Genomic DNA, 23,917 nt, shown 5'->3' with positions numbered 1-23,917 from the left:
TGACGCTCGTGATGGAACCAGTCAGCACAAGCGCGCAAAATCGTCGTGAGCAGATCGGTTATTTGAACTTTCCTTCAACAAGCATCGGCGAGTGAGTGGTTCGGAGAACCCGAACGATGCCGTTCACCGAGCGCGGCGAAGCCGCGTTCGGGCCGACGACTGACTCGAAGTGAGCAACGCGAACGGAGAGGGAAGAGGAGTGATTTTATACTAAATTTTGCCGAGGGCGCGGCTTCGCCGCGCCCGCAGAGCAAAATTTAGTCTTACATCATGCCGCCCATGCCACCGCCCATGCCGCCCATGCCGCCGGGCGCACCGCCGGGGCCGCCCTCGTCGTCGCCCTTGTCGGTCGACAGGTCGCCGGCGGAGATGATGTCGTCGATTTTGAGCACGAGGTTGGCCGCCTCAGCAGCGGAGGTGACTGCCTGTTCCTTGGCGTGGGCCGGTTCGACGACGCCGGCCTCGAAGGTGTCCTCGACATCGCCCGAGAAGACGTTCAGGCCGGCCGTAATCTCGCCGTCGTCGTGGGCCGCACGCAGGTCGACCAGCGTGTCGATCGAGTCGAGACCCGCGTTCCCGGCGAGCACGCGCGGGACGAGCTCGAGCGAGTCGGCGAAGGCCTCGACGGCCAGCTGCTCGCGGCCGGAGACGGAGTCGGCGAAGTCTCGCAGGCGCGAGGCGAGTTCGACTTCGATTGCGCCGCCGCCCGCGAGGACGCGGCCGTCGGAGACGGTCTGTGCGACGACATCGAGCGCGTCGTTGACGCCGCGCTCGAGTTCGTCGACGACGTGGTCGGTCGAGCCCCGAAGCAGGAGGGTGACGCCGTGGGCGTCCTCGCCCTCGACGTAGAACAGCTCGTCTTCCTCGTCGCGGGTGACGTCGCCGAAGCCGAGGTCGGCCTCGGTTGCGGCCTCGAGGTCGGAGACGATCGACGCGCCGACGACTTCCGAGAGGAACTCGAGGTCGGACTTCTTGGCGCGGCGGACTGCGAGGATGCCTTCCTTGGCGAGGTAGTGCTGTGCGAGGTCGTCGATACCCTTCTGACAGAAGACGACGTCAGCGCCGAGGTCGGCGATCGTGTCGACCTTCTCGCGGAGCTGTTTCTCCTCGCGGTCGAGGAACTTCTGGAGCTGGTCGGGGTCGGTGACCGAGACTTCGGTGTCGACGTCGGTCTCCTCGACCTCGATGGCCTCGTTCAGGAGGAGGATGTCGGCGTCAGTCGCCGAGCGGGGCATGTTGTCGTGGACGGGGTCCTTGTCGACGATGCCGCCCTCGAGGAGGTCGGATTCGCCGGCGCTACGGCCGGTCTGGGTCTCGATGTTGAGGAACTCGAGGTCGACGACGTTGTCGCCGTTCTCGTCCTCGACGGTGACCTGTCGGATGGCCTCGACGATCAGCTGGGCGAGGTGCTCCTTGTTGACCTCGGTGCCCTTGCCGGTCATCGAGGTTTCGGCGGTCTTCTTGAGGAGGTCCTCGTCGCTGGTGTCGATATCGGTCGCGATGTCGTCGATTTCCTCGCGGGCCTGCTCGCTGGCGAGGTGGAAGCCCTTGATGATCGCCGTCGGGTGGATGTCCTGCTCGAGGAGGTCCTCGGCGTTCTTGAGGAGTTCACCGGCGATCGCGACGGCGGTCGTGGTGCCGTCGCCGGCCTCGTCTTCCTGGGTCTCGGCGACCTCGATGATCATCTCGGCCGTCGGGTTGTCGATGTCCATCTCCTTGAGGATGGTGACGCCGTCGTTGGTGATCGTCACCGATCCCATGGAGTCGACGAGCATCTTGTCCATGCCCTTCGGGCCGAGCGTGGACTGGACGGCTTCAGCGACCGCACGGGCGGCGCTGATGTTGTAATCCTGCGCGTCCTTGTCCTTGACGCGCTGGGAGTCCTCGCTCATTACGATCATCGGCTGCCCCTGCTGCATTCGCTGACTCATAGTCGAGTGAATGATTGATTGTGATTCTACATAAAACTTTCCGAATCGCTTTGCCCGCAGCGGCGACCGGGATACCGATTTGGTGATTAAAACCGCCGTAGTGAGAGACGGTGGCGGCGATTATCGCCGTCGGCGATCGATCGTCACTCGTTCCCAATCGAACGTCCGGACGGTGCGTTTATATTGGATGCTCCGCGATCGGTGCTGTCAGCGTGATCGGGATCCGTGTTCGTCACCGAAGTTTCCGGTTCGTCGCGGAGATAACGAACGATTTGTGCGGCTGCAACGATTCTCGCCCGCTGCCGATCGGCCTCCGAACCCTGACTCGGAACCGAGTCAACACAACAGAAGGGTTATCCCGGTAGTCCCGTATTACCACTCGAGCAATGGACGAGTCCCCGTCCTTTCCCGAATCGTTCGACGACCCGCGGATCACCCCCCAGTTCTGTCGCCGGCTCGCCGGCGACGCCGGCGACCTCGTTCTCCTCGGCGTCGTCCACGACCACCCCGCCAGCATCGCCCGCGTCGAGCGCGTCCTCGAGCGCGTCGACCCGGAGACGCTCGCCCTCGAACTGCCGCCCGTCGCGATGCCGCTGTATCGTGTCTACGCCCACGATGGCGACACCGAGGACCCGACGCCGCCACGGTTCGGTGGCGAGATGAGCGCGGCGATCCGCGCCGCCCCTGACGCCGACCACGTCGGGATCGACGCGCCGAACTTGTCGTTCTGCCGGCGGCTCGTCGCACGGCTGGTCGCCGACCGCGTCTCGCCCGCGACGGCTCGGCGCGTCCTCTCGAGCGTCGGCGGCGCGACCCGCGAGGCCCTCGCCTGTCGGGTCGCCGCGACGCTGACCCACGCGACTTCGATGACCGTCGTACCCGGCGAACAGGTCGAGTACGACTGCGAGCCCGAGGACGCGCCGGCACAGCAAGCCAGCCACGAGCGGTCACACGTCGCCGGCGTACAGGCGCTGCTCGGCAGCGTCGAGACGGACGGGAGCGCGCTCACCTATCGTGACGACACGCGCGAACATTGCATGATCGAGCGCCTCGAGGCGATCCGCTCGGAGCCGGGCGACGTGGTCGCCGTCGTCGGGGTCGACCACCTCGAGCGGCTCGCGACCGATCTCGAGGCGTAGCGACCGATTTTTGCGGCGACAGACGACTCGAGGAGGAACGGACTGTGGCGTCAGCGTCGCGCGGGCGGTTCGATCAGTATTTCGCCGTCCCCGTGGACGGTCACGCGGTGGCCCTCGACGACGAAGGAGAGTGTGCCGCCGGCCCGCGGCGAGCCGTCGTGGCGCGGCCGAAACAGCGCGTCTAGTGCGTCCGGATCGACGGTGTCGTACAGCGAGATGCGGCTGTCGGTTACGTCGACGCCCAAACAGTCCGCGAGCGCGTGAACGACGGTCGTGCTGAGCGTCGCCGGCCCGTTCGGGTCGTGGGAGGCGCGATACAGGGGTGGAGAGCGAGACTGCGAGGCGGGGGAAGCGTGTCCGTACATAGCGGTTCGTCACCACCCACTCTCTGTTTGGAGACCAAAAGCGTAATCGTTCATTACCGGCCGGACTCTTCAGATCGAACCCAGATATCACTCAATTGGGCTGTATTTCTCCCCAAAGAGAACGGAGTGTGTGGTCGGGCCGAAGTGGGGGTAAAACGGTAGTGACGAACGGACGGGTGAACCGGTACCCGGTGTGCCGGTCTCCGTCTGCTCGCTGCAGTCGGCAGGAATCCGGCTTCCGTCATCTAGGCGCTCGAGTCGTCTCACTGTCGCAGCCCCGAAATGCAGTTCCAGCAGTACGTAAACGTCTGATCGGCCTCGTTTCGCGCGCCGCAGTGGGGACACCGGATCGTCTCTCCCTCGAGGTCGGGTTCGCGATCCTCGTCTCCCCACTCAGTATCGCTGATATCGTCGGGGGCGCGGGGGTACCGGTCGGGACCGGGCGAGGACCGCACGCTCGCGCGGTCGGGGTCGGCGAAGGAGGGCGCGCGGTCGCCGTCCCCGTCGTCGCGACGGACGTACAGATAGTACAGTAACAGGTGCAATAGGGCGAACAACGCGACGTAGCCGATGAGCCAGCCCCAGAGCTCCATCGCCGTGTGGTACGTTCTCGAGCCACTTGGATATTCCCCGATTTTCGGAACACAGAGAGTCAGGACGGCGACACCTATCACGCCGACGGGATTGGGAGCGACGACGCCGAACCGACCGCTCGTCGGGCTACTCGAGGTCGTAGAGGTCGGTCGAGAGGTAGCGTTCGCCGGTGTCCGGGAGGACGACGACGGTCAGTTCGTTCGGGTGCTCGGTCGCGTAGTCGGCGGCGGCGGCCAGCGCAGCGCCCGAGGAGATGCCGACCAACAGCCCGTCGTTGCGGCCCAGTTTGCGGGCCGCGGCTTTCGCGGCGGACGCCTCGACGGCGCGGGTCTCGTCGACGAGTTCGGTCCGGAGGATGTCGGGCACGAAGCCGGGGCCGATACCCTGAATGTCGTGCCCGTCGGAACTCAGTTCCGAGAGGGTCGGCGACGCGGCGGGTTCGACCGCAACCGACGTGAACTCGCTTTTCCCTCGCTGCTCTTTGACGTACTCCGAGATCCCGGTGATCGTCCCGCCGGTGCCGACGCCAGCGACGACTGCGTCGACCTGGCCGTCAGTCGCGTCCCAAATCTCGGGGCCAGTCGTCTCGCGGTGGGCCGCGGGATTGGCCTCGTTCTCGAACTGCCGGGCGAGGACCGCATCCTCGTGGTCGGCGACCAGTTCCGCGGCGCGCTCGTTTGCGCCGCCCATCCCGTCCTCGGCGGGCGTCAACTCGAGGTCGGCCCCTAACGCCTGCAGGAGTTGACGGCGCTCGGTCGACATCGAGGCCGGCATCGTCAGCACGCAGTCGTAGCCCCGGGCGGCCGACACGGCGGCCAGCCCGATGCCCGTGTTGCCGCTGGTCGATTCGACGACGGTGCCGCCGGACTCGAGCGCGCCGTCTTCCTCGGCGGCGTCGATGATCGCCCGCGCGATGCGGTCCTTGACCGAGTAGGGGTTGTGCGACTCGATCTTTCCGTAGCAGTTGTCGGCGAAGCCGTCCAATCGCACCAGCGGTGTTTCGCCGATCAGTTCGTCGACGCGCTCGACGGCATCGATCTCGGCCGCGGGTTCGACGGTTCCGTCCATTATCGTATTCGACCGCCGGAACCGCACTCCCAGTTTCGCCGAACGTCTTCGGCGGGGTTACCGACGGATCGGCCGCGCGAGAGTGAAAGACCCCTTTGAGCTTGGGGTGGGCTTTTTTCCGTTCCCGCCGATCGATTAGTCATGGATCGACGACAGTTCCTCGCGGCCTCGAGTATCGGCCTGACAGCGGCGGTTGCGGGCTGTGCGAGCAATCCGCTCAGTAGTAACGACGCCGCCGAGCCGGAATCGGACGCCAACACGACCGCAGCCGCCGGCGAGATCACGGTCAGCGCGAGCGGCGAGGTCGACGCCGACCCGGACCGGGCGACCGTCAGCGTCGGCGTCCAGGCCACCGGCGAGAGCGCCGACGCGGTGACCGACGAACTGGCGACGGGAGCCGAGCAGCTTCGCGGGACGTTCGACGAACTCGGCATCCCCGAGGAGAACGTCGAGGAAGGGAGCTATCGGGTCCACCCGAGACACGGCCGAGATGCGGAGGGGTTCGAGGGAGCACACTCCTTCGAGGTGACGGTCACCGACGTCGATCGGGTCGGTGAGGTCATCGACGCGTCGATCGAGGCCGGAGCCGACGACATCGGCCGGGTGAGCTTTACGCTCCAGGAGGGGACGCGCTCGGCGCTGCGGAAAGACGCGATCGACGCCGCGCTGGCAAACGCTGACGAGGAGGCCTCCCACGTCGCTGACAACCGCGGGGTCGCGCTCGAGGGGACGACATCGGTGACGACCGGCGACGTGCAGATCCAGCCGGTGCGGGAGAGCGTCGCAAGTGATGACGCGAGCAGCGGTGCGGCACCCCCCACGGAGATCGAGGCGGATCCGGTCAGCGTACGCGCCAGCGCCACGGTGACGTACACGTTCGCCGAGTAACCGCGTAACCGCGCCGATCGGCACTGGTGCACGAGCACGCCACGAGAGTCACGACAGTTGCGTGGGCTTTCGGGCGGCCTCAATCGAACGGTTTTTGGATTATTAGGTTCACCTAAACCGTATGGACGGATCAAACCAGTTCGATCGAACGCGACGGGGGTTCCTCGGAACGGGGGTCGCAGTCGGGAGCGCGGCGCTGGCCGGCTGTATCGGTGGGAACGGTGACGACTCGGAAAGCGAGGGCGACTCGTATACGGTGTCGATGGCACCGATGGGTGAGGCGGAGTTCGACGGCGTGCCGGAGAACGCTTTCGTCACGTTCACACAGTACGCCGACATGGCGGTCGCGCTCGGCCACGGCGACGCGGTCCAGACGCTCTTTGCGCCGGAGATGTCCGGGACGACGATGAACAAGTTTTACGATCGGCTCGAGGGTGTCGATGCGTTCGAGTGGGAGGACCTCGAGAACCCGCTCGACGGCGGCGTAACGAAAGAACAACTCTACAACGCGGAGAGCGATGTCCACTTCCTCGATCCCTCCTACGTTCTGACGACCCAGACCGACTGGGGCGAGTCCGATATCGACGAGATTTCCGAGACCGTCGGCCCGTGGATCGGCAGCTACCACAGCGGCGTTCACAGCGAGCCGGCCGAGGCCTACACCGACAGCTACGAGTACTACACGCTCTGGGAGCTGTTCGAGAAGGTCGCCGCCGTCTTTCAGGAAATGGAGCGATACGAGGCGCTCAACGAGGTCTACGAGGAGACCCGATCGCACATCGAGTCGAACTTGCCTCCCGAGAGCGAACGGCCGACCGTCGCTCGAGTCACGCTCGGTGACGGCGTCTTCTATACTTACAACCTCAACACGTCCGGCTTCTGGCAGGCGGAAACGCGACCGCTCGGCGCACACGACGCGCTCGAAGATGTCGAGTGGTCGGGCGACTGGGGAGAAATCGACTACGAAACGATGCTCGAGGCCGATCCGGATATCATCCTCCACCTCTGGGGGATCACATCGCAGTACTCCATCGACGACATCCGCGACCGGTTGGAATCCCACCCCGCCGGCAGCGACCTGACTGCGGTCGAGAACGACCGGGTCGCCGCCAGCGGCATGCGCTATCAGGGACCGATCATGAACCTGTTCCAACTCGAGATGACGGCCAAGCAGCTCTACCCCGAGCAGTTCGGCGAGTGGCCCGGCTACGAGGCCGGTGCGTCCTATCCCGAGATCCCCGAGGACGAACGGCTGTTCGACCGCCAGCGCGTGGCCGAGATCGTCACCGACGGAGCGTAGCTGACTGCCGACGGTTCCGACGGCGACACAGGGTAGCGCCGATCGGCGCAACGACCGAGCAACCGATATTGTTTTTAGGCCGGCCTAAAAATTTGGGAGCGATGAAATCGAGCGAGACGACGCGGCGGCAATTCATCGGTTCGGGGGCCGTCACCGGGGGGATGCTCCTCGCGGGATGTATCAGCGGCGGCGGCACGGACACCTCCAGCGGCGAGACGTACACGGTCTCGATGGAGCCGATGGGCGAGGTCGAATTCGACGGCCCGCCCGAGGAGTGGACCGCGGTGCTACCGACGTATGCGGACATGGGATTCGCACTCGGCGGCGGCCAGACACTCGGGATCCAGAACCACGCTCGGTTCGGAACCGACGCGTACGAGGAACTTCCGGGTATCGAGTTCGACGAGGACGACGTCGTGGAACTGGTCGAAGGCGGCGTCGACAGGGAACTATTCTACGAAATGAACGCCGACGTCCATTTCGTCGACCCGCACATACTGACACACTGGTACGACTGGGAGCGGTCCGACGTCGATAAAGTGGGAGACGAGGTCGGTCCCTTCTTCGGCAACTTCATTCGCCGTCACAGCGACGAGTGGCACGATTACCGCTACTACGACCTCTACGAGGCCCTCGAGTTGATGGCCGAGGTCTTTCAGGCACGAGACCGCTACGAGGCGTACGTCGACCTCCACGACGAAATGCTCGCGACGATCGACGAGCGACTGCCGTCGGAAGCGGAGCGACCGAACGCGATGCTCGTCTACCCGGCCAGCGGCTCGGGAACAGAGTTCTTCCCCTTCCGATTCGATGACGGCGGCATTAGCACCAAGCAGTGGCGTGATCTCGGGCTGACGGATGCACTCGCCGCGACCGACGTGGGCCACTACAGCTATACCGACAGAGGGACACTCGATCTGGAGAGCCTCCTCGAGATCGATCCCGAGGTGTTGCTGGTGCGCAATCACGGCGGGAAGTCCGACTCCGAGTTTCGGGAAGCGGTCCTCGAGCCGCTACAGAACGACCAAGTCGCGAGCGAGATACAGGCCGTCCGAGACGAGGCCGTCTACAATGCCGGCTATCTCGATCAGGGACCGATCATCAACTACTACCATACCGAACGCGCCGCAAAGGACATCTACCCCGACGCGTTCGCAGACGCGACGCTGTTCGACCGCGAGCGCGTGGCCGAGATCATCAGCGGCGAGTTCTGACGGCGATCACTCAGTACTCCGTTTTCGAGACACAGAACGCGACTATAGTAGCTCTTGAAAGTCAATGCACACCCGATCGCAGGATAGCGGTGCGATCAGTGTGTAAGTCGTTTCAAGAGCTACTATAGACCGTTCCGTGAGCCCCCTCGTCGGTCGACCAGTGAGGGCCTCTCGAGCGACCCCCGTAGTAGCTCACTGCGAAACGGCTCTCGATCGGTCGACCCCGAATTTCCCGCGCAGCCAGTTGCCGACCCTCGCGCCGATCGCTCCCGTGAGGGCTGCGATGAGAACGCCGATTACGACGAACATGATCAGGAAAGCGAGCTGTACGAGGCGAAACTCGTACGGCGAACCGAGTTCGACGAACAGGAACACCGCCGTATCCGACAGCAGCCACACCAGCACCGGCAGTGCACCGACGAATCCGGTTCGGGAGCCGACGCGGGACACCTCGTCCGTCGTTCCCCGGAAGAAATAGCCGACGAGGAGTCCGGCGACGAATAGCGCCTCGAACTCGAGAGTCGTCCCCGTTCGCTGGTACGAACGGGCCACGAACGGAAGCGCCAGCACACCGCCCACGATTGCGTACCGCCAGCTATCGTCGGCCAGGAGGGACCGCCAGTAGCGGAGCCGAAACACGTTCGCCGATAGTGTTGGTAATCCTATAACTGTTTGGACAGCCGGGTCACGCCTCGAGGACGGGCGACAGACAGGCGGCGCTGTTCGTTCGAATGGAACGAATCGCAACGGTCGAAGCGGGAGACACAGCAGAAGAGGACGGTCAAATCGGCGGTATCCGTTACGAATCAGTCGTCGGCCGGGACCGCCTGCGTGTCCGCTCGCCCGGAAGCCATGGCGAGCACGTCGTCGAAGAAGTCGAGGGTATCGTGGGGGCCGGGGTTCGCTTCGGGGTGGTACTGGCGGGTGATCACGTCGTACTCGATGCCGTCGATCCCTTCGGGCGTGTCGTCGTTGACGTTGATCTGGGTGATCTCGAGGTGTTCACCCGGCTCGGCGACGGTGTAGCCGTGGTTCTGGGTGGTCATGACGACCTGCCCGGACTCGAGGTCGAGGACGGGCTGGTTGACGCCGCGGTGGCCGAAGGTCATCTTCTCGGTCGATCCACCGAGGGCCTCGGCGACGATCTGCTGACCGAGACAGATGCCGGCGACGGGCGTGTCCTCGACGAACGCCTCGACGAGGCTGATCGCTTGGCCGAAGTTGACCGGGTCGCCGGGGCCGTTCGAGATGAAGAGGAGATCGGGGTCGACGGCCTCGACGTCGGAGGCGTCGGCGTCGTAGGGGAACACGTGGACCGTCGCATCGCGCTCGAGCAGCGAGCTGATGATCGAGCCCTTCGCGCCGCAGTCGATCAGGGCGACGGTCTCGCCGTCGTTGTCCTCGCCGTGGACCTCGGGTTCGTCGACGCTGACCTGCGCGCCGATGTCGGTGTGATCGCTCATGGCCTTACAGGCCTCGAGTTGCTCGAGGGCGTCGTCCTCGGTGACGTCCTCGCCGACGGCGATGCCACACTTCATCGCACCGCCGTCGCGGATATCCGTGACGATGTCGCGGGTGTCGAGGTGGTCGACCGCCGGGATTCCCTCGCGCTCGAACCAGTCGACGATGTCCTCGGTGAACTCCTTGGCGACGGCGGCGCGGGGGTGGATGCGGTCGTCCTCGAACCGCTCCTCGCGGACGCCGTAGTTGCCGATCAGCGGGTACGAGAACGTCAGAATCTGTTCCTCGTAGGAGGGGTCGGTCAGACTCTCCTCGTAACCGGTATACGCTGTTGTGAAAACGAGTTCACCGCGGGCCGTCCCTTCGGCACGGCCACGCCCCTCGAGTACGTGACCGCCTTCCAGTGCGACGTAGGCTTCCATCATTACGATCTACGTATCGGATGGACCATCATAAGTGTTGTCTTCGAAGCTCAGTTACGATTTTCGTAATCGGTAAGTGCGGGTCACTCGTAGGTACGCATCTCCATGGACGACCTGGACCGACAGATCCTCGATATCCTCCGGCGAGACTCCCGGACGCCGTACACCGAGATCGCCGACGAGGTGGGGACCAGCGAGGGGACCGTCCGCAACCGCGTCGAGCGCATGATGGACGACGATGTCATCGAACGGTTTACCATCTCGACCCGGACCGGTAACGTCCAAGCGATGCTCGAGATCAGCGTCGCGGTCGATGTCGACACGAAAGGGGTCTCCGAGCGGATGGCCGAGTGGGACGAGGTCGACTTCGTCTGGATGGTCTCGGGCGAGCAAGACGTGGTCCTGGTGGTCGACGCCGCGGACACGCGCGGGGTCAACGATCTGATTACGAAAGCCCGCGATCAAGAGGAGGTCGTGAGCACGAAGACGCGGCTGATTCTGGACGAGGAACTCGGGTAGGCAAACTGTTCGAACGCGGAATCGAGTTTCCGGATTAGCGAGTCCTTTAGCGGTGACGCGCTCGTCCGACAGAGCTGCGTGACCGTCGACACCGAACTGCCGATCGTCTCAAGGAGGTCAAACGAGTCGGTAGACGGTGTGGGCTTGAGAGAGGGCTTCCGTACGGGTGGTCCCGAACCGAGGCCCCGAATCCGTCGCCCCGCGGTATTAGTTCCCAGCCGTCGTCGAGGAACTGATGGCAAACCGCATTCAGCTCAGCGACTGGGACCGAGTGACCGACGAACTGCGCCGGTTCGGCGAGACCGGAGACGTGACTACCGGTGACGACCGGATTCGGATCGACTTCGGCTCCGCCCACCTCGAGATTTCGCGGACAAGACACGTTAGCACGGGAATGCCGCTCCACGACTTCGAGCAACGAGGGGCCGCTGACCTCGTCGTGGATCACGACGCGGGATCGCTCACGATCGATGCCGACGACGTGGCTTACACGTTCAGGCGACCCGGCGGGTGACGGCGTCGTCACGCGGGGTCGATCTCTTAATCGGCCTTCTCCTCTTCACCCGGCGGCGTCCCGACGCCCGGCGTCGGCCGCTCGATCGCGTCGATCACACGTTTGCGGCTGTGAATCGCACGATACCCTTTGCGCAGTAGTCGGTCGAGTCCCGATTCGGAAACGCGCGCGCTGACGTTTCCGTCGCGGATCGCGTCGACGATCGACTCGGGCGTGAGCCGGTCGGCCTCGACGACCGTGTACGCCCGGCCCACCTCGAAGGGATAGTGGGCGTCGCTGCCGCCGACCAGCGGGAGATCGCGTTCCTCGGCCAACTGCTCGACAAGCGGCCGCGATCGGGGGTGTTTGCCGTTGACTTCGATCGCGTCGAAAGGCACGTCCTCGAGTTCGCGGACCGTGCTGTTCCGGAACGGGTGGGCGACGATCGCGGCGCAGTCGCGGTCGTGGGCCAGCGCGACCGCTTCCTCGGGAGAGAGCGCCCCGGGTTTCGTCGCCGCCGGCGGGTCCGGCCCGACGACGAGGACGTGGCCCCGGTCGGTCGTGATCTCGATCCCCGGCAGCGTCTCGATATCGGGGGACGGATCGAACGCCGTGTAGTAATCGTGGTTGGTCGTCGCGACGCCGTCGAGGCCGCGCCGGGCGGCCGATTCGGCGAGCAGTCTGACACCGAGCGGGTCGAACCGGTCCCCGAGCGATCGCCGGCCGTGGAAGAATCGCGTGTGTGCGTGGAGATCGACCGCGTACATAGTCGGGCAAACGCCGGGCAGACCCTTTTGCGTACGGCCGGCATGCACTGCAGTATGGCATCCGAGGCGGCGAGCGATCGCGTTCTCGTCTGCAACCCCGTCAGCGGCAGCGGGGATCACGTCGACGACGTCGTCGAACTCGCCGACGATCACGGTTTCGAGATTCGTAAAACGGAGGCGGCCGGTGACGCGACGCGGTTCGCCCGCGAGGCCGCACCCGACGCCGACCTCGTCGCAGCAGTCGGCGGCGACGGCACCCTCAACGCCGTCGTCAACGGCGTGGCCGACGCGGAGGCACTCGAGACGACGACCGTCGCGGTCGTCCCGGCGGGAACGGGCAACAACTTCGCGACGAATATCGGGATTCGGGGGATCGAACACGCCTTTACCGTGATCGAGGAGGGTCGGCGGCGAGAGATCGATATCGCGACCGCGAACGGCCGGGTCTTCGTCAACTCCTGTGTCGGCGGGATCACCGCCGAAGCGAGCAGCGAGACGTCCTCGGAGAGCAAGGCGGAGTTGGGCGTCCTCGCGTACGTAAAGAACACGCTCGAGACGGTGGGTGAGTTCGACTCGCTCCCGCTGCGGGTGGAGACGGCCCCGGGGCCGGACGGCGAGACCGCGCGGGCCTGGGAGGGCGAGGCATTGTTCGTCCTCATCGGCAACTGTCGGCGCTTTACCGGCACACGGACCGCACAGGCCAACGTCGAGGACGGCCTCCTCGAGGTCACGATCGTCGAGGACGCCGCGGCGACGAATCTGGTCGGCGGGGCCGCCTTGGAGGGGCTGTTCGGGCAGGACAGCACGCACATCGTCCGGCGGCGAACGCCATCGCTCGTGATCGAGAGTCACGAGGACTCCGTCGAGTACAGTCTCGACGGCGAGATGCTCGAGACCGAAACGATACACCTCGAGACGGACCCGGGGACGCTGACGATCCCCGTCGGCGAGGGCTACCAACCCGATCCGGACGACGGCGATCTGTGGCCGCTCGAGCGGACGGGACCGTCGTAGTCACCGACGCTATCGATTCGAAACACCCGCGACGAGACGATACTGGTTTCAAGAGCCGTCGTAATTGTGGGGGTATGAGCACGCCGGAGGAGGACTTACAACACGAGAACGCGGGACAGGACGTAATCGCCGTCGACGCCGACGACACCGAACTCGAACTCGTCAACCGACTCGACGCCCACACGGGCGACGGGATCCGCCATCGAGCCTTTACCTCGATCGTCTTCGACGGCGAGGGGAACGTCCTGCTCGCCCAGCGAGCGCCGGGCAAGCGCCTGTGGGGCACCCACTGGGACGGTACCGTCGCTTCCCACCCCGTCGAGGGCCAAAGTCAGGAGGAGGCGACTCGAGAGCGACTCGAGGAGGAACTGGGGATCACGCCCGACCAGTACGACGATCTGGAGGTGACCGATCGCTTCGAGTACAAGCGCTACTTCGAGAACGCGGGCGTCGAACACGAGGTCTGTGCCGTCCTGCAGGTGACTCTGGACGATCGCAGCCTCGATCCGAACGAGGAGGAGGTCGCCGGCCTGATGTGGGTCCCCTACGAGCGACTCCACTCGAACCCGGAGTGGTACCGCCAGCTCCGACTCTGCCCGTGGTTCGAGATCGCCATGCGCCGAGACGTTCGGTAACGAACGACGCAAGCGACGATCGACTCGACCCCGAACTAGTTTCGGTACTGATACGACTCCGAAGACCCGCCGCGGAGGGTTCGATCACCGATTTTAGTTGGTCGGCCGAGACGCCCGCTCGAGCGCGTCTCGAGCGGTTTCGCGGCATGAGAGTGACACCGACCGCGACCGCATCTCGGGAGCGAACAGTATCAAGAAACAGTACACGAGCGGGAGGTTTATAGGGGAGTGCCCACACATGGAGGATAGACTGCGATGGTCACTGGTACGCTGAGACGGCTTCTCCCGGGGAGCGTGATTTCTTCGTCCGCGTCGGCAACGGGATCGACCGCCGCGGGCACGGGGGAGTCGACGTCGGAGCCGTCACTCGAGGCGGAGCGTCGGCCCGACGAGCCGCTCGATATCTGTCTCCTGAGTTATCGTTCCAACCCGTATTCGGGTGGGCAAGGTGTCTACGTGAAATATCTGAGCCGAGCGCTGACCGACCTCGGCCACTCCGTGGACGTGATTTCGGGGAAACCCTACCCCGAACTCGACGACGACGTGGGACTGGTGAAACTGCCCGGCGAGAACATCGTCGACGAACTCGATCGGCTGGGGCAGTTCGACGCGTCCTATCTCCGCGACCCGCTCGCGCTGTACGAATGGCTGAGCGCGCTCACCGGCGGCTTTCCGGACCCCTACGTCTTCGGGCGACAGGTCGTCGACTACTTCGAAAAACGGGACCCCGAGTACGACGTGATCCACGACAACCAGTCGCTCTGTCACGGCCTCCACACGCTCCGCGAGCGGGGCCACCCCGTCGTGGCGACGGTTCACCACCCGATCACCGTCGACCGCGACGCCGCCCTCGCCGCGGCCGACGACTGGGGCGAACGACTGTTGATCCGCCGGTGGTACCGGTTCCTCCGGATGCAACGCGAGGTAGTACAGGAGTTGCCACACGTCCTGACCGTCTCCGAGTCGGCAAAGCGCCGCACCGTCGCCGATTTCGGTGCCGATCCCGACTCCATCCGCGTCGTCCACAACGGCATCGACACGGACCTGTTCGAGCCCGTCGATCGGAGTGCCGAGGGGCCGCGCGTGATGACGACGGTCAGCGCCGACGTTCCGCTGAAGGGGACGCGGCACCTGCTCGAGGCGTTCGCCGCTGTCAGGGACTCGATCGACGCCGAACTGGTCGTCGTCGGCGAGTTCGACGAGGGCGGTGACTGCGACCGGCTCGTCTCGGAGTTGGGCATCGCGGACGCGATCGAGACCCACAGCGAGATCAGCTACGAGCGGATGGTCGAGCTCTACGGGACCGCCGACGTGGCCGTCGTCCCCTCGATCTACGAGGGTTTTGGCCTTCCCGCGGGCGAGGCGCTCGCCTGTGGCGTGCCGGTGGTGGCGACTACTGGAGGGGGGCTGCCGGAGGTGGTCGGCGACGCCGGCGTTCTCGTCGACCCCGGCGATTCCGACGCGCTGGCCGAGGCAATCGGCGACCTGCTCGCGGACGACGAGCGCCGTCGAGAACTCAGCGAGCGGGGGAGAGCGCGCATCGTCGAGGAGTTCGACTGGGAACGGGCCGCCCGCGAGACGGTTCGCACGTATCGCGACGCGATCGAAACGCAGGGGAACGGAGCCTAAGATGGAGACGATCGATTTCGACCGGCTGACGCTGACGCCGGGCATGCGCGTCCTCGACGTGGGCTGTGGCGAAGGTCGGCACGTCCACGCCGCCGCCCTCGAGAACGTCGCGGAGGTCGTCGGGCTGGACCTCGGGCGGGAAAACCTGGAGGCGGCTCGAGCGGACTACGAGGAGTATATCGCTCCCGAATCCGACGTGCCGGTCACGTTTCTGTCCGGCGACGCGCTTCGGCTCCCATTTGCGGACGGCGCGTTCGACATCGTCTGCTGTACCGAGGTCTTGGAGCACCTGCCCGATTACGAGTCCGCGATCGACGAACTGCGGCGGGTCTGTGCGCCGGGCGGAACGCTTGCAGTCAGCGTCCCGCGGGAAGGACCCGAACGGGTCTGCTGGGCGCTCTCGGACGAATACCACGCGGTCGAGGGCGGTCACGTCCGCATCTTCGACCGCGAGGAGCTGCGGGCCGCCGTCGAACGGCGCGGGTTTCGGCGATTTGATAGCCACTTCGCCCACGCGCTGCACTCGCCGTACTGGTGGCTGAAGTGTCTCTGGTGGGACCGCGACGAGCGCGGGGAGCCGCCGCTGCCCCTGCGGGCCTACGACCGATTCCTCGAGTGGGACGTCCTCGAGTCGCCGCGGCCGGTGCGGCTGCTCGAGCGGGCGCTCGATCCGGCCCTCGGCAAGAGCGTCGTCTACTACTTCGAGTTGGAGGGGCAGGCGTGAGCGACGGCCCGGCGCGGGCGTCGCTCGCCGAGTGGGGGCTCGAGCCCGCGGTCGACTACATCCAGCGCGTCCAGCGATCGGACGGGCTCATTTGCTGGTACCCCGACGGGCCGGCGGACCCGTGGGATCACGTCGAGAGCGCGATGGCGCTGTCGGTCGCCGGCCGCCGCGAGGCCGCCGAACGGGCGTATCGGTGGCTCGCCGACGCCCAGCACGACGACGGCGCGCTGTGGGCGACCTACGGCGACGCCGATGGGGACGAGGGAGCCCACGACGGCGACGAGCCGCGCAAGGAGACCCACCGCAGCGCCTACGTCGCCGTCGGGGTCTGGCACCACTACCTCTGTACCGGCGACCGGGAGTTCCTCGAGTCGCTGTGGCCCACGGTCCGGGACGCCCTCGCGTTCGCGTGCCGCCAGCAGGCCCCGACCGGCGAGATCTATTGGACCGTCGGCGCGGACGGCGCGGTCTACGAGGACGCCCTGATCGCCGGCTGTGCCTCCCTCTACAAGAGCCTGGCCTGCGGCGCGGCCATCGCGGCCGAACTCGAGCGCGAGGCCCCTCGCGACCGGTGGCTCGAGGCCCGCACCCGACTCGGGGAAGCGATCCGCGAGCGGCCCGACCGGTTCGACCGCACGTGGGAGAGCAAGTCCCGCTACGCGATGGACTGGTTCTATCCCGTCCTCTGTGGCGTGGTGACCGGCGACCCGGCGCGGGACCGGCTCGAGGCTGGAATGGATCGCTTTCTCGAGGACGGCCTGGGCTGTCGCTGCGTCGCGGATGAGCCGTGGGTGACCGTCGCCGAGTCCTGCGAACTCGTGGTCTCGCTGGCCGCGGTGGGGCGGCAAGAACGCGCGCGTGAGATCTACGAGTGGCTGTTCCAGTGGACCGACGACGACGGCGTCTTCTGGACGGGCTACCAGTTCGAGGACGAGACGTTTTGGCCCGGCGAGCGGCCGACGTGGACCGGCGGGGCTGCGGTGCTCGCTGCTGATGCGTTGTCGGGGCTATCGGGGGCTGCGGATCTGTTTACTGATCCGGTATCCGAATGAACTGATTCGGGCCGTAGGTGATGTGCTAGAACGATCACGACATCGAATTACGACAGCAAAATTAAGGAGTGGTCCTGAACGACTCACACCTATTGAAGTTGCTCGGCAACTCGAGCAGCGGAGGGAAGCCCACTGTTGGGGCGAAGATTGTAGCTAAAACCAAATCACCACTCCAACCTCTATATTGTTACCAAGTTGATCTCCGGCCAAGAACGAACACTAATAGAGCCATCAATAATGCACCTATGAATGATTCGACACTTGCTAATATTTGTACAGCCGGTGTGGCTGGTTGTATATCTCCATACCCCAAAGTGGTAAATGTAACAGAACTAAAATACATATTCTGAAATACTACTTCTATTGATTCTGGAAGTGATTCTGGACCAATTGTTTGCCAATAGAATTGGTTTACTTCTGATGAGGTTTGTTCCATTCCACCGAAAAAGGGATATACCCCACCAAACCCTATAATGACTAAAAATGAAGAAATAATAATCCTTAATGGACTCTCCCCGTATTTCATTATGGAACCAGAAAAGGCGGCCTTCAACCACTTAAATAGATATATAATTGACTCTATTGCATTGGCCCTTTTATTCGCAGCTTTATTTCGGTAGTAATCTGGTTCCCGTTCACTACCCACTTCATCATATGAGTTGTCCTTATCCTTCTGTGAATCTCCTAAAGATTGATCGTAGACACTCTTTACTGATCGCTTGCACTTCCAAAGACTACTCTTGCCTTTCCAGACGATTGATCGGATTCTGTTTGGAATCAGTGCTTTCTCCCAATATTCACTACGTCGCGTATCCTTTCTCTTAACATACGATATGCGAGCTCTATCAGGTAGCGAATTATCCCGATATAACCTCTCTATTTGCCGGAACATCCATGCTGCTTTAGTAAGATCAGCAAGCGCTCCATCATGTATTCGATTAATTTTAGTTTTGGAATTGATTTGTGTGTCAGAAAAGACTGCACCATAAAATTGAGATCCTTTGAGATTAGAATCAAATAGGTTTGTTCGAGTTAAATTCACACGTTCCAAGTTGGCATTATTAAAATCACATTGGTTCAAGTTCGCATCACTCAGATCACTACCTTGGAGGTTTGCATTACTAAAATCAACATTTTGAAGGTTTTGATTTTGAAGATTAGATGCTCTAATAGTTACTTCTGATAATGAATTCACTACAAGTTCCCCACCACTGAAATCAGTATCCTCAAAATAGAACTTGTCTTTTGGGTTTGAGTCCACAAAAGACACTGGCTCGGAAAAAGTGGCATACGTGAATGATATTTTCCCACCCACATTGAACCGTGTGTTTAGGAATATCGATTCACTGTTAAAATTCGAGTCGCCAAATCGAACATTTCCACACACAGTGAAATCCGATTTAGAAAAGCCCACGAACTGTTCGGCATCGAAGTCACAATTTAAGAAACTAACAGTGCAATCACCTTCGAAAATCGCATTAACGAATATAACATAGCCAGTCACGTCAAATTTGGTTTGAGAAAATGATATTGAATCATTACTAGTGAAAACTACATCTGAAAAGTCGACTGTTTTATCCCCAGAAAATTCTGCCTTAGAAAATGATGTTTTTCCACCACCTTTGAATTTAGCCTCCTGGAAGTCTACACGGCGATCACTAAGAAATTCGCACCCATCGAATCGAACCTCTTTATTAGTTGAAAATTCTGCTCCATGAAATGAGATTCCAGATTGGAATTTTACGTCAGTAGCTATAAATCCGTGTTTAAATTCTACCTGATCACATTTAACAAAGCCCTGAAAGACGGAATGCATCAAATTTATATCTAAATCATCATTTGCATCTATCACCGTACCCTCTTCAATTTTGAAATTACCAAAAGTAGAACTTATAAATTCCTTTAATTTTTTAGCACGTTCCTTTTTTGCTACGGAACTTTTTTCATTAATAACATGAATGAATTCCTCTGCTTCATTAACATCTTTTGGAAGGGTATTTGGGTCTGTATGAAAGACACAATACTCAGGATTAGCTATTTCTGGATGGTGTAGGATTTCATGTGGGCAAGACCAGGAATCTTTTTCGAGTTTCCAATATTCACCATTCCAAGTTTGTGGCTGATCACGATGGCTTCATAATTACAAGTTTCGGAATTTTCACTGTGACTCATATGTCTTGGTATTATAGTAGAACTCAATCCTTGATTATCTGGAATGAGTATAAATTCCGTGGTAGAGGATTGATTTCCTTCCCTCAGCTTACCATCGTGAGATTGCGTGTCGACAGAACCAGATTCGTGAATATGCACACGAATCGGGATTCGTCGTGTGTATATCGCGAGTTGATCCATTGATTGAACCGTTGCCCCGCTCGAGATAGTCAACACGGTCCGCTAGTTGTGGTCGGAAATAGCCTATTCAGCAAGTCGAAAAATAGGATTTCAGAGGTCGTGTGTACGAGTTTGTTACGATGGTTCGAGGTCGTCCTTCTCTAATTCACCCTCGAGATAGTCCCGACCTCGCTCACTGATCCGATACAGACCCCGATCTTCATCGTAGTACTCTACGAGCCCGCCATCCTGCAATGCGCGCAGTCTGCGCCGTACGTGCGAGATTTTGTAATCGATGTTGGCCTCGACAGTAGACGGATTAGCGACGAGGGGGCGGTTCCCCTCGTTGAGAAGGAACTCGAGAATCGCGTCATCGGCTCTCGTCATCCAGTCCACCCGTGGCCGTCGCATTCGACCGTGAACACACGAAACACCGTGTTAGAACACCCGGTTCGATAGTATTTGTACGCTGTTTAGCCCATTCCAATGCTGTATTCGATGCACTAGTTCTAAGTACTATCTCCTCTTTGATCGAAATAACGGAAGCCAGACGGACCTACGACTGCCCGAGTTGGTCCTCGAGAGAGAATGCGGACCCGGTGCCTGAACACCGGCCCGCGTGGCTTCCGTAACCTACTGAAAGCCATGCACGACGACGATTCGCGGGACCTTGAACCTCCCGCTCGAGCAGACGCATCGCCCGCAGACGACCCGATAACCGACGGCCGGCGCGCGTGGGTCGACCTCACCGGGTTCCAACGCGACTGTCTCGAGGCCGTCGCCCGCTGTGAGCGCGACGACCGCCCGCGGTCTCCCGCGGGGCTCATCGCGACCCTCGAGCGCCGGTATCCGACGGTCAGTCGCGCCCGGCTCGAGCCGAACCTACGCGCGCTCGTCGCCCGCGGCCTCGTTGCGACGCGCGGTGAGTTTCCCGGCCGAACCACGGACTATTACCTGACGGGTGCCGGGCGGGCGCTGCTGATCCAGCGCGCCGAACGCCTCGCGGTCCTCTGTGAACTGCGGGGCAGCGCGGTCGACGCGGGACCGGAGCCGGCCACTCGAGAGGATCGCCGGAGCGGCTGACGGAGACTCGAGTCGGGGACGTGGGGCAGCCGATTCACGGCGGGAACGTCGAGTGCCGATTGCCTCGAGCCCGATCGGTACCGGAGACAGATATTTAGTGATGAGTTCACATGGTACATACGCACTGCTATGAAACCGTGTCACAGCTGTCAGTCGGTCATCGACGAGTACGAATTGGATAAACAACTCGAACCGCTGCGCGACCTCACGGTTGACGACTTCAACATCTGTGCGGACTGTGCGACCATCGTTGCGGACGCGTGCGTGGAGTGCGACGGCGCGGTGTACGTCCCTCGCGGCGAATCGATCACCCCGGACTTCTGCCCGGCGTGTCGGTCCGACTGTATCGACCGTACCGGTCACGACCCCGGCTGGACCGAGACGCCGACCACTTCCTGACTCACACCGCCCGGACTCCCTTTTGGCTTGCAGAGCCAGTCGCGAGGACACCCCGGAGCCGCGAGCGTCGCGATCGGTTCGCCGCTCCCCGCGAGGGAGTGAGACGGTTACTGTCGCGGCCGCCGCGCGATCCCCGTATCGCAGACCACGCACGACCGGAGCCCGTTCGCGTCGGTGAATCGATCGAACAGCCCCGAGAGCCGCACGTCGTGGCTCGCGAGCACCCCGCCGGGCTCGAGTCGCGCAAGCGCGGTCTCGTACTCGAATCGCATGTGTGGGAGCCGGTGGTCCGAGTCGTGCAAGAACAGCTCGAGCGGCCCGACGCGCTCGAGCAACGAGGGAAGCACCTCGCGCGCATCCCCCCGATGCAGCCGCCAGCGGTCGCGACACCGGTCCGGAATCAGGTGGCCGTACTCGAAAGGGCCGGGCGGCCCACCGGGGAGATCCACCGCGTGTAGCGTCCCCCCACCGTTCTCCTCCATCGCCGCCAGAATGTGCGCGTCGAACGAGCCGAACAGCACCCCGGTTTCGACCGCAGTCTCGACCTCGAGGGCGCGACAGACCACGTAGAGGGTCACGCCGTCGCGCCAGTGGGTCGTGTCGGTGGCGACGCCGGCGTCGTGGATTTCCGCGACGCGGTCGGCGTAGCTGTCGTGAAACCACTCGAGGTCGTCGTACTCGCGCTCGTAGCCCCGCAGTTCGGCGACGGATGCCGGGAGCACGTCGGCCAGCCGCTCGGCTCGCTCGCGAGTCTCTGCGCCGTACTCGAGTCGCCGGCGCTCGAGGCCCAGACGGACCTTACGAAGGGCGTAGATAACGTCTCGAACGGAACCCGTCACCGGTAGCCCAGCGCCTCGAGGCGCGACTCGATCGCGTCCGATTCCTCGCCGCCAGTCGGACCGTCCGCTCCCGCTGTGCTTCCCTCCCGAATTCCGTCGGGAAGCGCGGGATCGCAGGTACCGATATCCTGCCCGTCGCGGACCGCCCACGGGACCCGCCGGAGCGCGGGGACCGGCGTTCCGGGCGGGTGCGACCAGACGCCGAACTCGCCGAGTCCGTTCCCGTGGTCGCTGGTCATCGCGACCCGGCCGTCGCAGTTCGCGAGCAGGCGCGCGAGATCGTCTAACACCCACTCGAGGTTGTCCCGGTAGGCCGCCCAGACCGCCTCGAAGGAGAGGTCGCCATCGCGCAGACGCAGCCACGGGTCGTTCATCGAGTCCGTCTCGTCGTCGCTCTCGGCCTCGGCTTCGGCCAGCGCCTCGAGGGCCTCGCGTTCGGCCGGCTCGAGGTCCGCGAGATCGATGTCATCGTCGTCCTCTCCGTCGGTGAACTGCCCCCAATGTTCGATGTCGGCCGAGCCGAAGAACCAGCCCGGCTGCGATCGGAAGGGCGCGTGGGGCTGCATGTAGTGGACCAGCACGCGGTCGACACCAAGGTCCTCCCGATTGCGCCAGATCGCGATCGCCGCGTCGGTCAGCGACTCGGGCGGAATCGTCGAGATGTCGTCGTCGACCCAGTCCTCGCGCCACGCCTCGTGGAAGACGCCGAAATCGTCGGCTGTGAGCGGCAGGACCTCGTCGGAGGTGACGAGGATGTGCTCGCAGGACTGCGAGGAGAAGGGGTTGCCGGTCACGTAGGCGGTCCGAGCCATCGCCTCACGGTGTTCGGGGGCGAAGGTCCGGTCCATCCACTCGGCGGACTGAGAGCCGACCGACCACAGCGAGCCCACCGAATCGGGACCGGGGAGCGTCTCGTGGCCGGCCGCGGCGGCCTCGCGCATGAGATCGAGCCGGCAGCCGTCGAGGACACAGCAGATGTCCCACTCGCGCTCCCAGATCGATGTCGCAGGAACGAGCCGCGAGAGGGCGTGCCCGATGCGGCCGGTCGCGATCTCCCCGGATAGCGTCGCGAAGTCCATCAGCGTCGCTCTGTGTGTGCACTGGGGACGATTCTGTTAGTAGCTTTTGATCGGCGAACTGACTATCCGAAGGCGCGATACGGGCGATCGACCGGTCGCGAGTCCCGAACTGGTTCGGGCCGATCGGCACTGCCCGTCGAAGGCAGCAACTATGGCATGCGGTAACAAGGCTTATTATGCCGCTGTTCGTAGCGTTGGATGAGGACCGACGAACCCGGTCCCGTCTGACGAAATGAGCTCCTCACAACCGGAAACCGAGACGTACGAAGTCACGCTCTCCAGAGACGAGCAATGGGTCGTCCACCACGTCCTGTCAAACCGCCTCGACGAGGCCCTCGACGCGGACGGAACACCGCCCGAGTGGGTACTCGAGGGTATCGAGACGCTCGAGGCCGGCGACGGAACGGAACGACTCACCGGCCCGCAGGCCGATCGCATCTATACCGAGCTCGCCGCGTACGTCGACCGGGCGGAGACGCCCGACCGGGACGTCGATAACGGATCGGCCGTCCTCGACTTGCTCGAGGACGTCTGCGAAGCGGACGCATAGCCAAGCATTTCTTTTCGCGTCGATCGACGAGAAGACAGACCTGTGCCGCGGAGAGCCACCTTCAGGGTCGCGTCGTCGCCCAGACGGCCGTAATCGCGAGCAAGACGGCGGGTACAAGCGGGAGAATCAGCAGCGCGAAGCGATACCCCTCCGCGCCCGGCGGGACGAGGTAGATCGCGGTCGGAGCGACGAAAAACGCGACGATCAACACGCCGACGAGAGTCCAGCCGCGCCAGTCGAACTCGCGGTCGGCAGTCGACGGGTGGGCCGCCGCCGTTCCCGTGTCGGCCTCGGCCGGCCCGTCGGCTCCCCCTTCGCCGTCCGCGTCGGCGTCGAACGTCGATGGATCGTGGACGTAGCCGCCGTCGTCGCTCGAGGTCACTATCGAATCCTTCGACCGCATCCTAAAAGCCCTCACGGT

Annotated in this window: 26 protein-coding genes; 14 read left to right on the top strand and 12 right to left on the bottom strand. The window is 63.0% G+C overall.

Annotated features, from left to right (window positions below; all coding sequences use genetic code 11):
* Nucleotides 1–263: 263 nt before the first annotated feature.
* Complete coding sequence (thsB, locus tag ACJYUO_RS06730; protein ID WP_494344621.1) at nucleotides 264–1,931, bottom strand: thermosome subunit beta; 1,668 nt, start codon at nucleotides 1,929–1,931, stop codon at nucleotides 264–266.
* 386 nt (nucleotides 1,932–2,317) lie between these two features.
* Between thsB and ACJYUO_RS06725 the strand changes: the two genes are divergently transcribed.
* Nucleotides 2,318–3,070, top strand: coding sequence for a hypothetical protein (locus tag ACJYUO_RS06725; protein WP_494344620.1), 753 nt, complete (start codon nucleotides 2,318–2,320; stop codon nucleotides 3,068–3,070).
* 50 nt (nucleotides 3,071–3,120) lie between these two features.
* Here ACJYUO_RS06725 and ACJYUO_RS06720 read toward each other — a convergent pair whose 3' ends face one another.
* The 3 genes from ACJYUO_RS06720 to cysK all read right to left on the bottom strand — a co-directional run bounded on the left by ACJYUO_RS06720 (nucleotide 3,121) and on the right by cysK (nucleotide 5,097).
* A complete protein-coding gene (locus ACJYUO_RS06720; protein ID WP_494344619.1) occupies nucleotides 3,121–3,435 on the bottom strand; it encodes a HalOD1 output domain-containing protein in 315 nt (104 codons plus the stop codon).
* A 263-nt stretch (nucleotides 3,436–3,698) separates the two neighbouring features.
* Nucleotides 3,699–4,028 (bottom strand): DUF7577 domain-containing protein, encoded by a 330-nt coding sequence (locus ACJYUO_RS06715; RefSeq protein ID WP_494344618.1) that lies wholly within the window; start codon nucleotides 4,026–4,028, stop codon nucleotides 3,699–3,701.
* A gap of 127 nt (nucleotides 4,029–4,155) precedes the next feature.
* Nucleotides 4,156–5,097: a cysteine synthase A gene (gene cysK / locus ACJYUO_RS06710; RefSeq protein WP_494344617.1), complete on the bottom strand. Its 942-nt coding sequence runs from the start codon at nucleotides 5,095–5,097 to the stop codon at nucleotides 4,156–4,158.
* Nucleotides 5,098–5,238: 141 nt separating this feature from the next.
* Between cysK and ACJYUO_RS06705 the strand changes: the two genes are divergently transcribed.
* The 3 genes from ACJYUO_RS06705 to ACJYUO_RS06695 all read left to right on the top strand — a co-directional run bounded on the left by ACJYUO_RS06705 (nucleotide 5,239) and on the right by ACJYUO_RS06695 (nucleotide 8,499).
* Complete coding sequence (locus tag ACJYUO_RS06705; protein ID WP_494344616.1) at nucleotides 5,239–5,985, top strand: SIMPL domain-containing protein; 747 nt, start codon at nucleotides 5,239–5,241, stop codon at nucleotides 5,983–5,985.
* 121 nt (nucleotides 5,986–6,106) lie between these two features.
* A complete protein-coding gene (locus ACJYUO_RS06700) occupies nucleotides 6,107–7,285 on the top strand; it encodes an ABC transporter substrate-binding protein (protein WP_494344615.1) in 1,179 nt (392 codons plus the stop codon).
* A 239-nt stretch (nucleotides 7,286–7,524) separates the two neighbouring features.
* On the top strand, nucleotides 7,525–8,499 hold the full coding sequence (locus ACJYUO_RS06695; protein ID WP_494345381.1) for an ABC transporter substrate-binding protein: 975 nt from the start codon (nucleotides 7,525–7,527) through the stop codon (nucleotides 8,497–8,499).
* 192 nt (nucleotides 8,500–8,691) lie between these two features.
* Here ACJYUO_RS06695 and ACJYUO_RS06690 read toward each other — a convergent pair whose 3' ends face one another.
* Both ACJYUO_RS06690 and carA read right to left on the bottom strand, forming a co-directional pair.
* On the bottom strand, nucleotides 8,692–9,138 hold the full coding sequence (locus tag ACJYUO_RS06690) for a DUF5518 domain-containing protein (RefSeq protein ID WP_494344614.1): 447 nt from the start codon (nucleotides 9,136–9,138) through the stop codon (nucleotides 8,692–8,694).
* 167 nt (nucleotides 9,139–9,305) lie between these two features.
* Nucleotides 9,306–10,385, bottom strand: a complete 1,080-nt coding sequence (gene carA / locus ACJYUO_RS06685) for a glutamine-hydrolyzing carbamoyl-phosphate synthase small subunit (RefSeq protein WP_494344613.1) — start codon at nucleotides 10,383–10,385, stop codon at nucleotides 9,306–9,308.
* Between the two features lie 102 nt (nucleotides 10,386–10,487).
* On the opposite strand from carA, the gene ACJYUO_RS06680 reads away from it, so the two are divergent.
* Nucleotides 10,488–10,901: an Lrp/AsnC family transcriptional regulator gene (locus tag ACJYUO_RS06680; RefSeq protein WP_006430489.1), complete on the top strand. Its 414-nt coding sequence runs from the start codon at nucleotides 10,488–10,490 to the stop codon at nucleotides 10,899–10,901.
* A gap of 235 nt (nucleotides 10,902–11,136) precedes the next feature.
* Nucleotides 11,137–11,415, top strand: coding sequence for a hypothetical protein (locus tag ACJYUO_RS06675; RefSeq protein ID WP_494344612.1), 279 nt, complete (start codon nucleotides 11,137–11,139; stop codon nucleotides 11,413–11,415).
* 26 nt (nucleotides 11,416–11,441) lie between these two features.
* Here ACJYUO_RS06675 and ACJYUO_RS06670 read toward each other — a convergent pair whose 3' ends face one another.
* Nucleotides 11,442–12,161 carry a PHP domain-containing protein gene (locus tag ACJYUO_RS06670; protein ID WP_494344611.1) on the bottom strand — a complete coding sequence of 240 codons (720 nt, stop codon included), beginning with the start codon at nucleotides 12,159–12,161 and terminating at the stop codon, nucleotides 11,442–11,444.
* Nucleotides 12,162–12,215: 54 nt separating this feature from the next.
* Here ACJYUO_RS06670 and ACJYUO_RS06665 point away from each other — a divergent pair, with 54 nt between their 5' ends.
* The 5 genes from ACJYUO_RS06665 to ACJYUO_RS06645 all read left to right on the top strand — a co-directional run bounded on the left by ACJYUO_RS06665 (nucleotide 12,216) and on the right by ACJYUO_RS06645 (nucleotide 17,215).
* A complete protein-coding gene (locus tag ACJYUO_RS06665; protein WP_494344610.1) occupies nucleotides 12,216–13,175 on the top strand; it encodes a diacylglycerol/lipid kinase family protein in 960 nt (319 codons plus the stop codon).
* Nucleotides 13,176–13,249: 74 nt separating this feature from the next.
* A complete protein-coding gene (locus ACJYUO_RS06660) occupies nucleotides 13,250–13,810 on the top strand; it encodes an NUDIX hydrolase (RefSeq protein ID WP_494344609.1) in 561 nt (186 codons plus the stop codon).
* A 255-nt stretch (nucleotides 13,811–14,065) separates the two neighbouring features.
* Nucleotides 14,066–15,439 carry a glycosyltransferase family 4 protein gene (locus ACJYUO_RS06655; protein ID WP_494344608.1) on the top strand — a complete coding sequence of 458 codons (1,374 nt, stop codon included), beginning with the start codon at nucleotides 14,066–14,068 and terminating at the stop codon, nucleotides 15,437–15,439.
* A 1-nt stretch (nucleotide 15,440) separates the two neighbouring features.
* Nucleotides 15,441–16,163: a class I SAM-dependent methyltransferase gene (locus tag ACJYUO_RS06650; protein WP_494344607.1), complete on the top strand. Its 723-nt coding sequence runs from the start codon at nucleotides 15,441–15,443 to the stop codon at nucleotides 16,161–16,163.
* Entirely contained in the window at nucleotides 16,160–17,215 is a 1,056-nt protein-coding gene (locus ACJYUO_RS06645) for a glycoside hydrolase family 15 protein (RefSeq protein ID WP_494344606.1), read from the top strand. The genes ACJYUO_RS06650 and ACJYUO_RS06645 overlap by 4 nt, the downstream gene beginning before the upstream one ends.
* Before the next feature lie 187 nt (nucleotides 17,216–17,402).
* Here ACJYUO_RS06645 and ACJYUO_RS06640 read toward each other — a convergent pair whose 3' ends face one another.
* Entirely contained in the window at nucleotides 17,403–19,067 is a 1,665-nt protein-coding gene (locus tag ACJYUO_RS06640; RefSeq protein WP_494344605.1) for a pentapeptide repeat-containing protein, read from the bottom strand.
* A gap of 614 nt (nucleotides 19,068–19,681) precedes the next feature.
* The gene (locus ACJYUO_RS06635) at nucleotides 19,682–19,957 is read right to left on the bottom strand and encodes a winged helix-turn-helix domain-containing protein (protein ID WP_494344604.1); all 276 of its coding nucleotides are present in this window, start codon (nucleotides 19,955–19,957) and stop codon (nucleotides 19,682–19,684) included.
* 234 nt (nucleotides 19,958–20,191) lie between these two features.
* On the opposite strand from ACJYUO_RS06635, the gene ACJYUO_RS06630 reads away from it, so the two are divergent.
* Nucleotides 20,192–20,629 carry a PadR family transcriptional regulator gene (locus ACJYUO_RS06630; RefSeq protein ID WP_494344603.1) on the top strand — a complete coding sequence of 146 codons (438 nt, stop codon included), beginning with the start codon at nucleotides 20,192–20,194 and terminating at the stop codon, nucleotides 20,627–20,629.
* A 129-nt stretch (nucleotides 20,630–20,758) separates the two neighbouring features.
* Nucleotides 20,759–21,028, top strand: coding sequence for a DUF7571 family protein (locus ACJYUO_RS06625; protein WP_494344602.1), 270 nt, complete (start codon nucleotides 20,759–20,761; stop codon nucleotides 21,026–21,028).
* Between the two features lie 107 nt (nucleotides 21,029–21,135).
* On the opposite strand, the gene ACJYUO_RS06620 is transcribed toward ACJYUO_RS06625, so the two are convergent.
* Both ACJYUO_RS06620 and ACJYUO_RS06615 read right to left on the bottom strand, forming a co-directional pair.
* Nucleotides 21,136–21,867 carry a class I SAM-dependent methyltransferase gene (locus tag ACJYUO_RS06620; protein ID WP_494344601.1) on the bottom strand — a complete coding sequence of 244 codons (732 nt, stop codon included), beginning with the start codon at nucleotides 21,865–21,867 and terminating at the stop codon, nucleotides 21,136–21,138.
* Entirely contained in the window at nucleotides 21,864–22,946 is a 1,083-nt protein-coding gene (locus tag ACJYUO_RS06615) for a hypothetical protein (protein ID WP_494344600.1), read from the bottom strand. Before ACJYUO_RS06615 ends, ACJYUO_RS06620 begins: the two co-directional genes overlap by 4 nt.
* 232 nt (nucleotides 22,947–23,178) lie before the next feature.
* On the opposite strand from ACJYUO_RS06615, the gene ACJYUO_RS06610 reads away from it, so the two are divergent.
* Nucleotides 23,179–23,496 (top strand): DUF7853 family protein, encoded by a 318-nt coding sequence (locus ACJYUO_RS06610; RefSeq protein WP_494344599.1) that lies wholly within the window; start codon nucleotides 23,179–23,181, stop codon nucleotides 23,494–23,496.
* A 61-nt stretch (nucleotides 23,497–23,557) separates the two neighbouring features.
* Here ACJYUO_RS06610 and ACJYUO_RS06605 read toward each other — a convergent pair whose 3' ends face one another.
* Nucleotides 23,558–23,878, bottom strand: coding sequence for a DUF7977 family protein (locus ACJYUO_RS06605; RefSeq protein ID WP_494344598.1), 321 nt, complete (start codon nucleotides 23,876–23,878; stop codon nucleotides 23,558–23,560).
* Between the last annotated feature and the right edge of the window lie 39 nt (nucleotides 23,879–23,917).

The sequence above is a fragment of the Natrinema sp. CRL1 genome (assembly GCF_059162405.1).
Note: the sequence above shows the minus strand (reverse complement) of the source record. Positions and strands in the feature narration are given on the sequence as shown.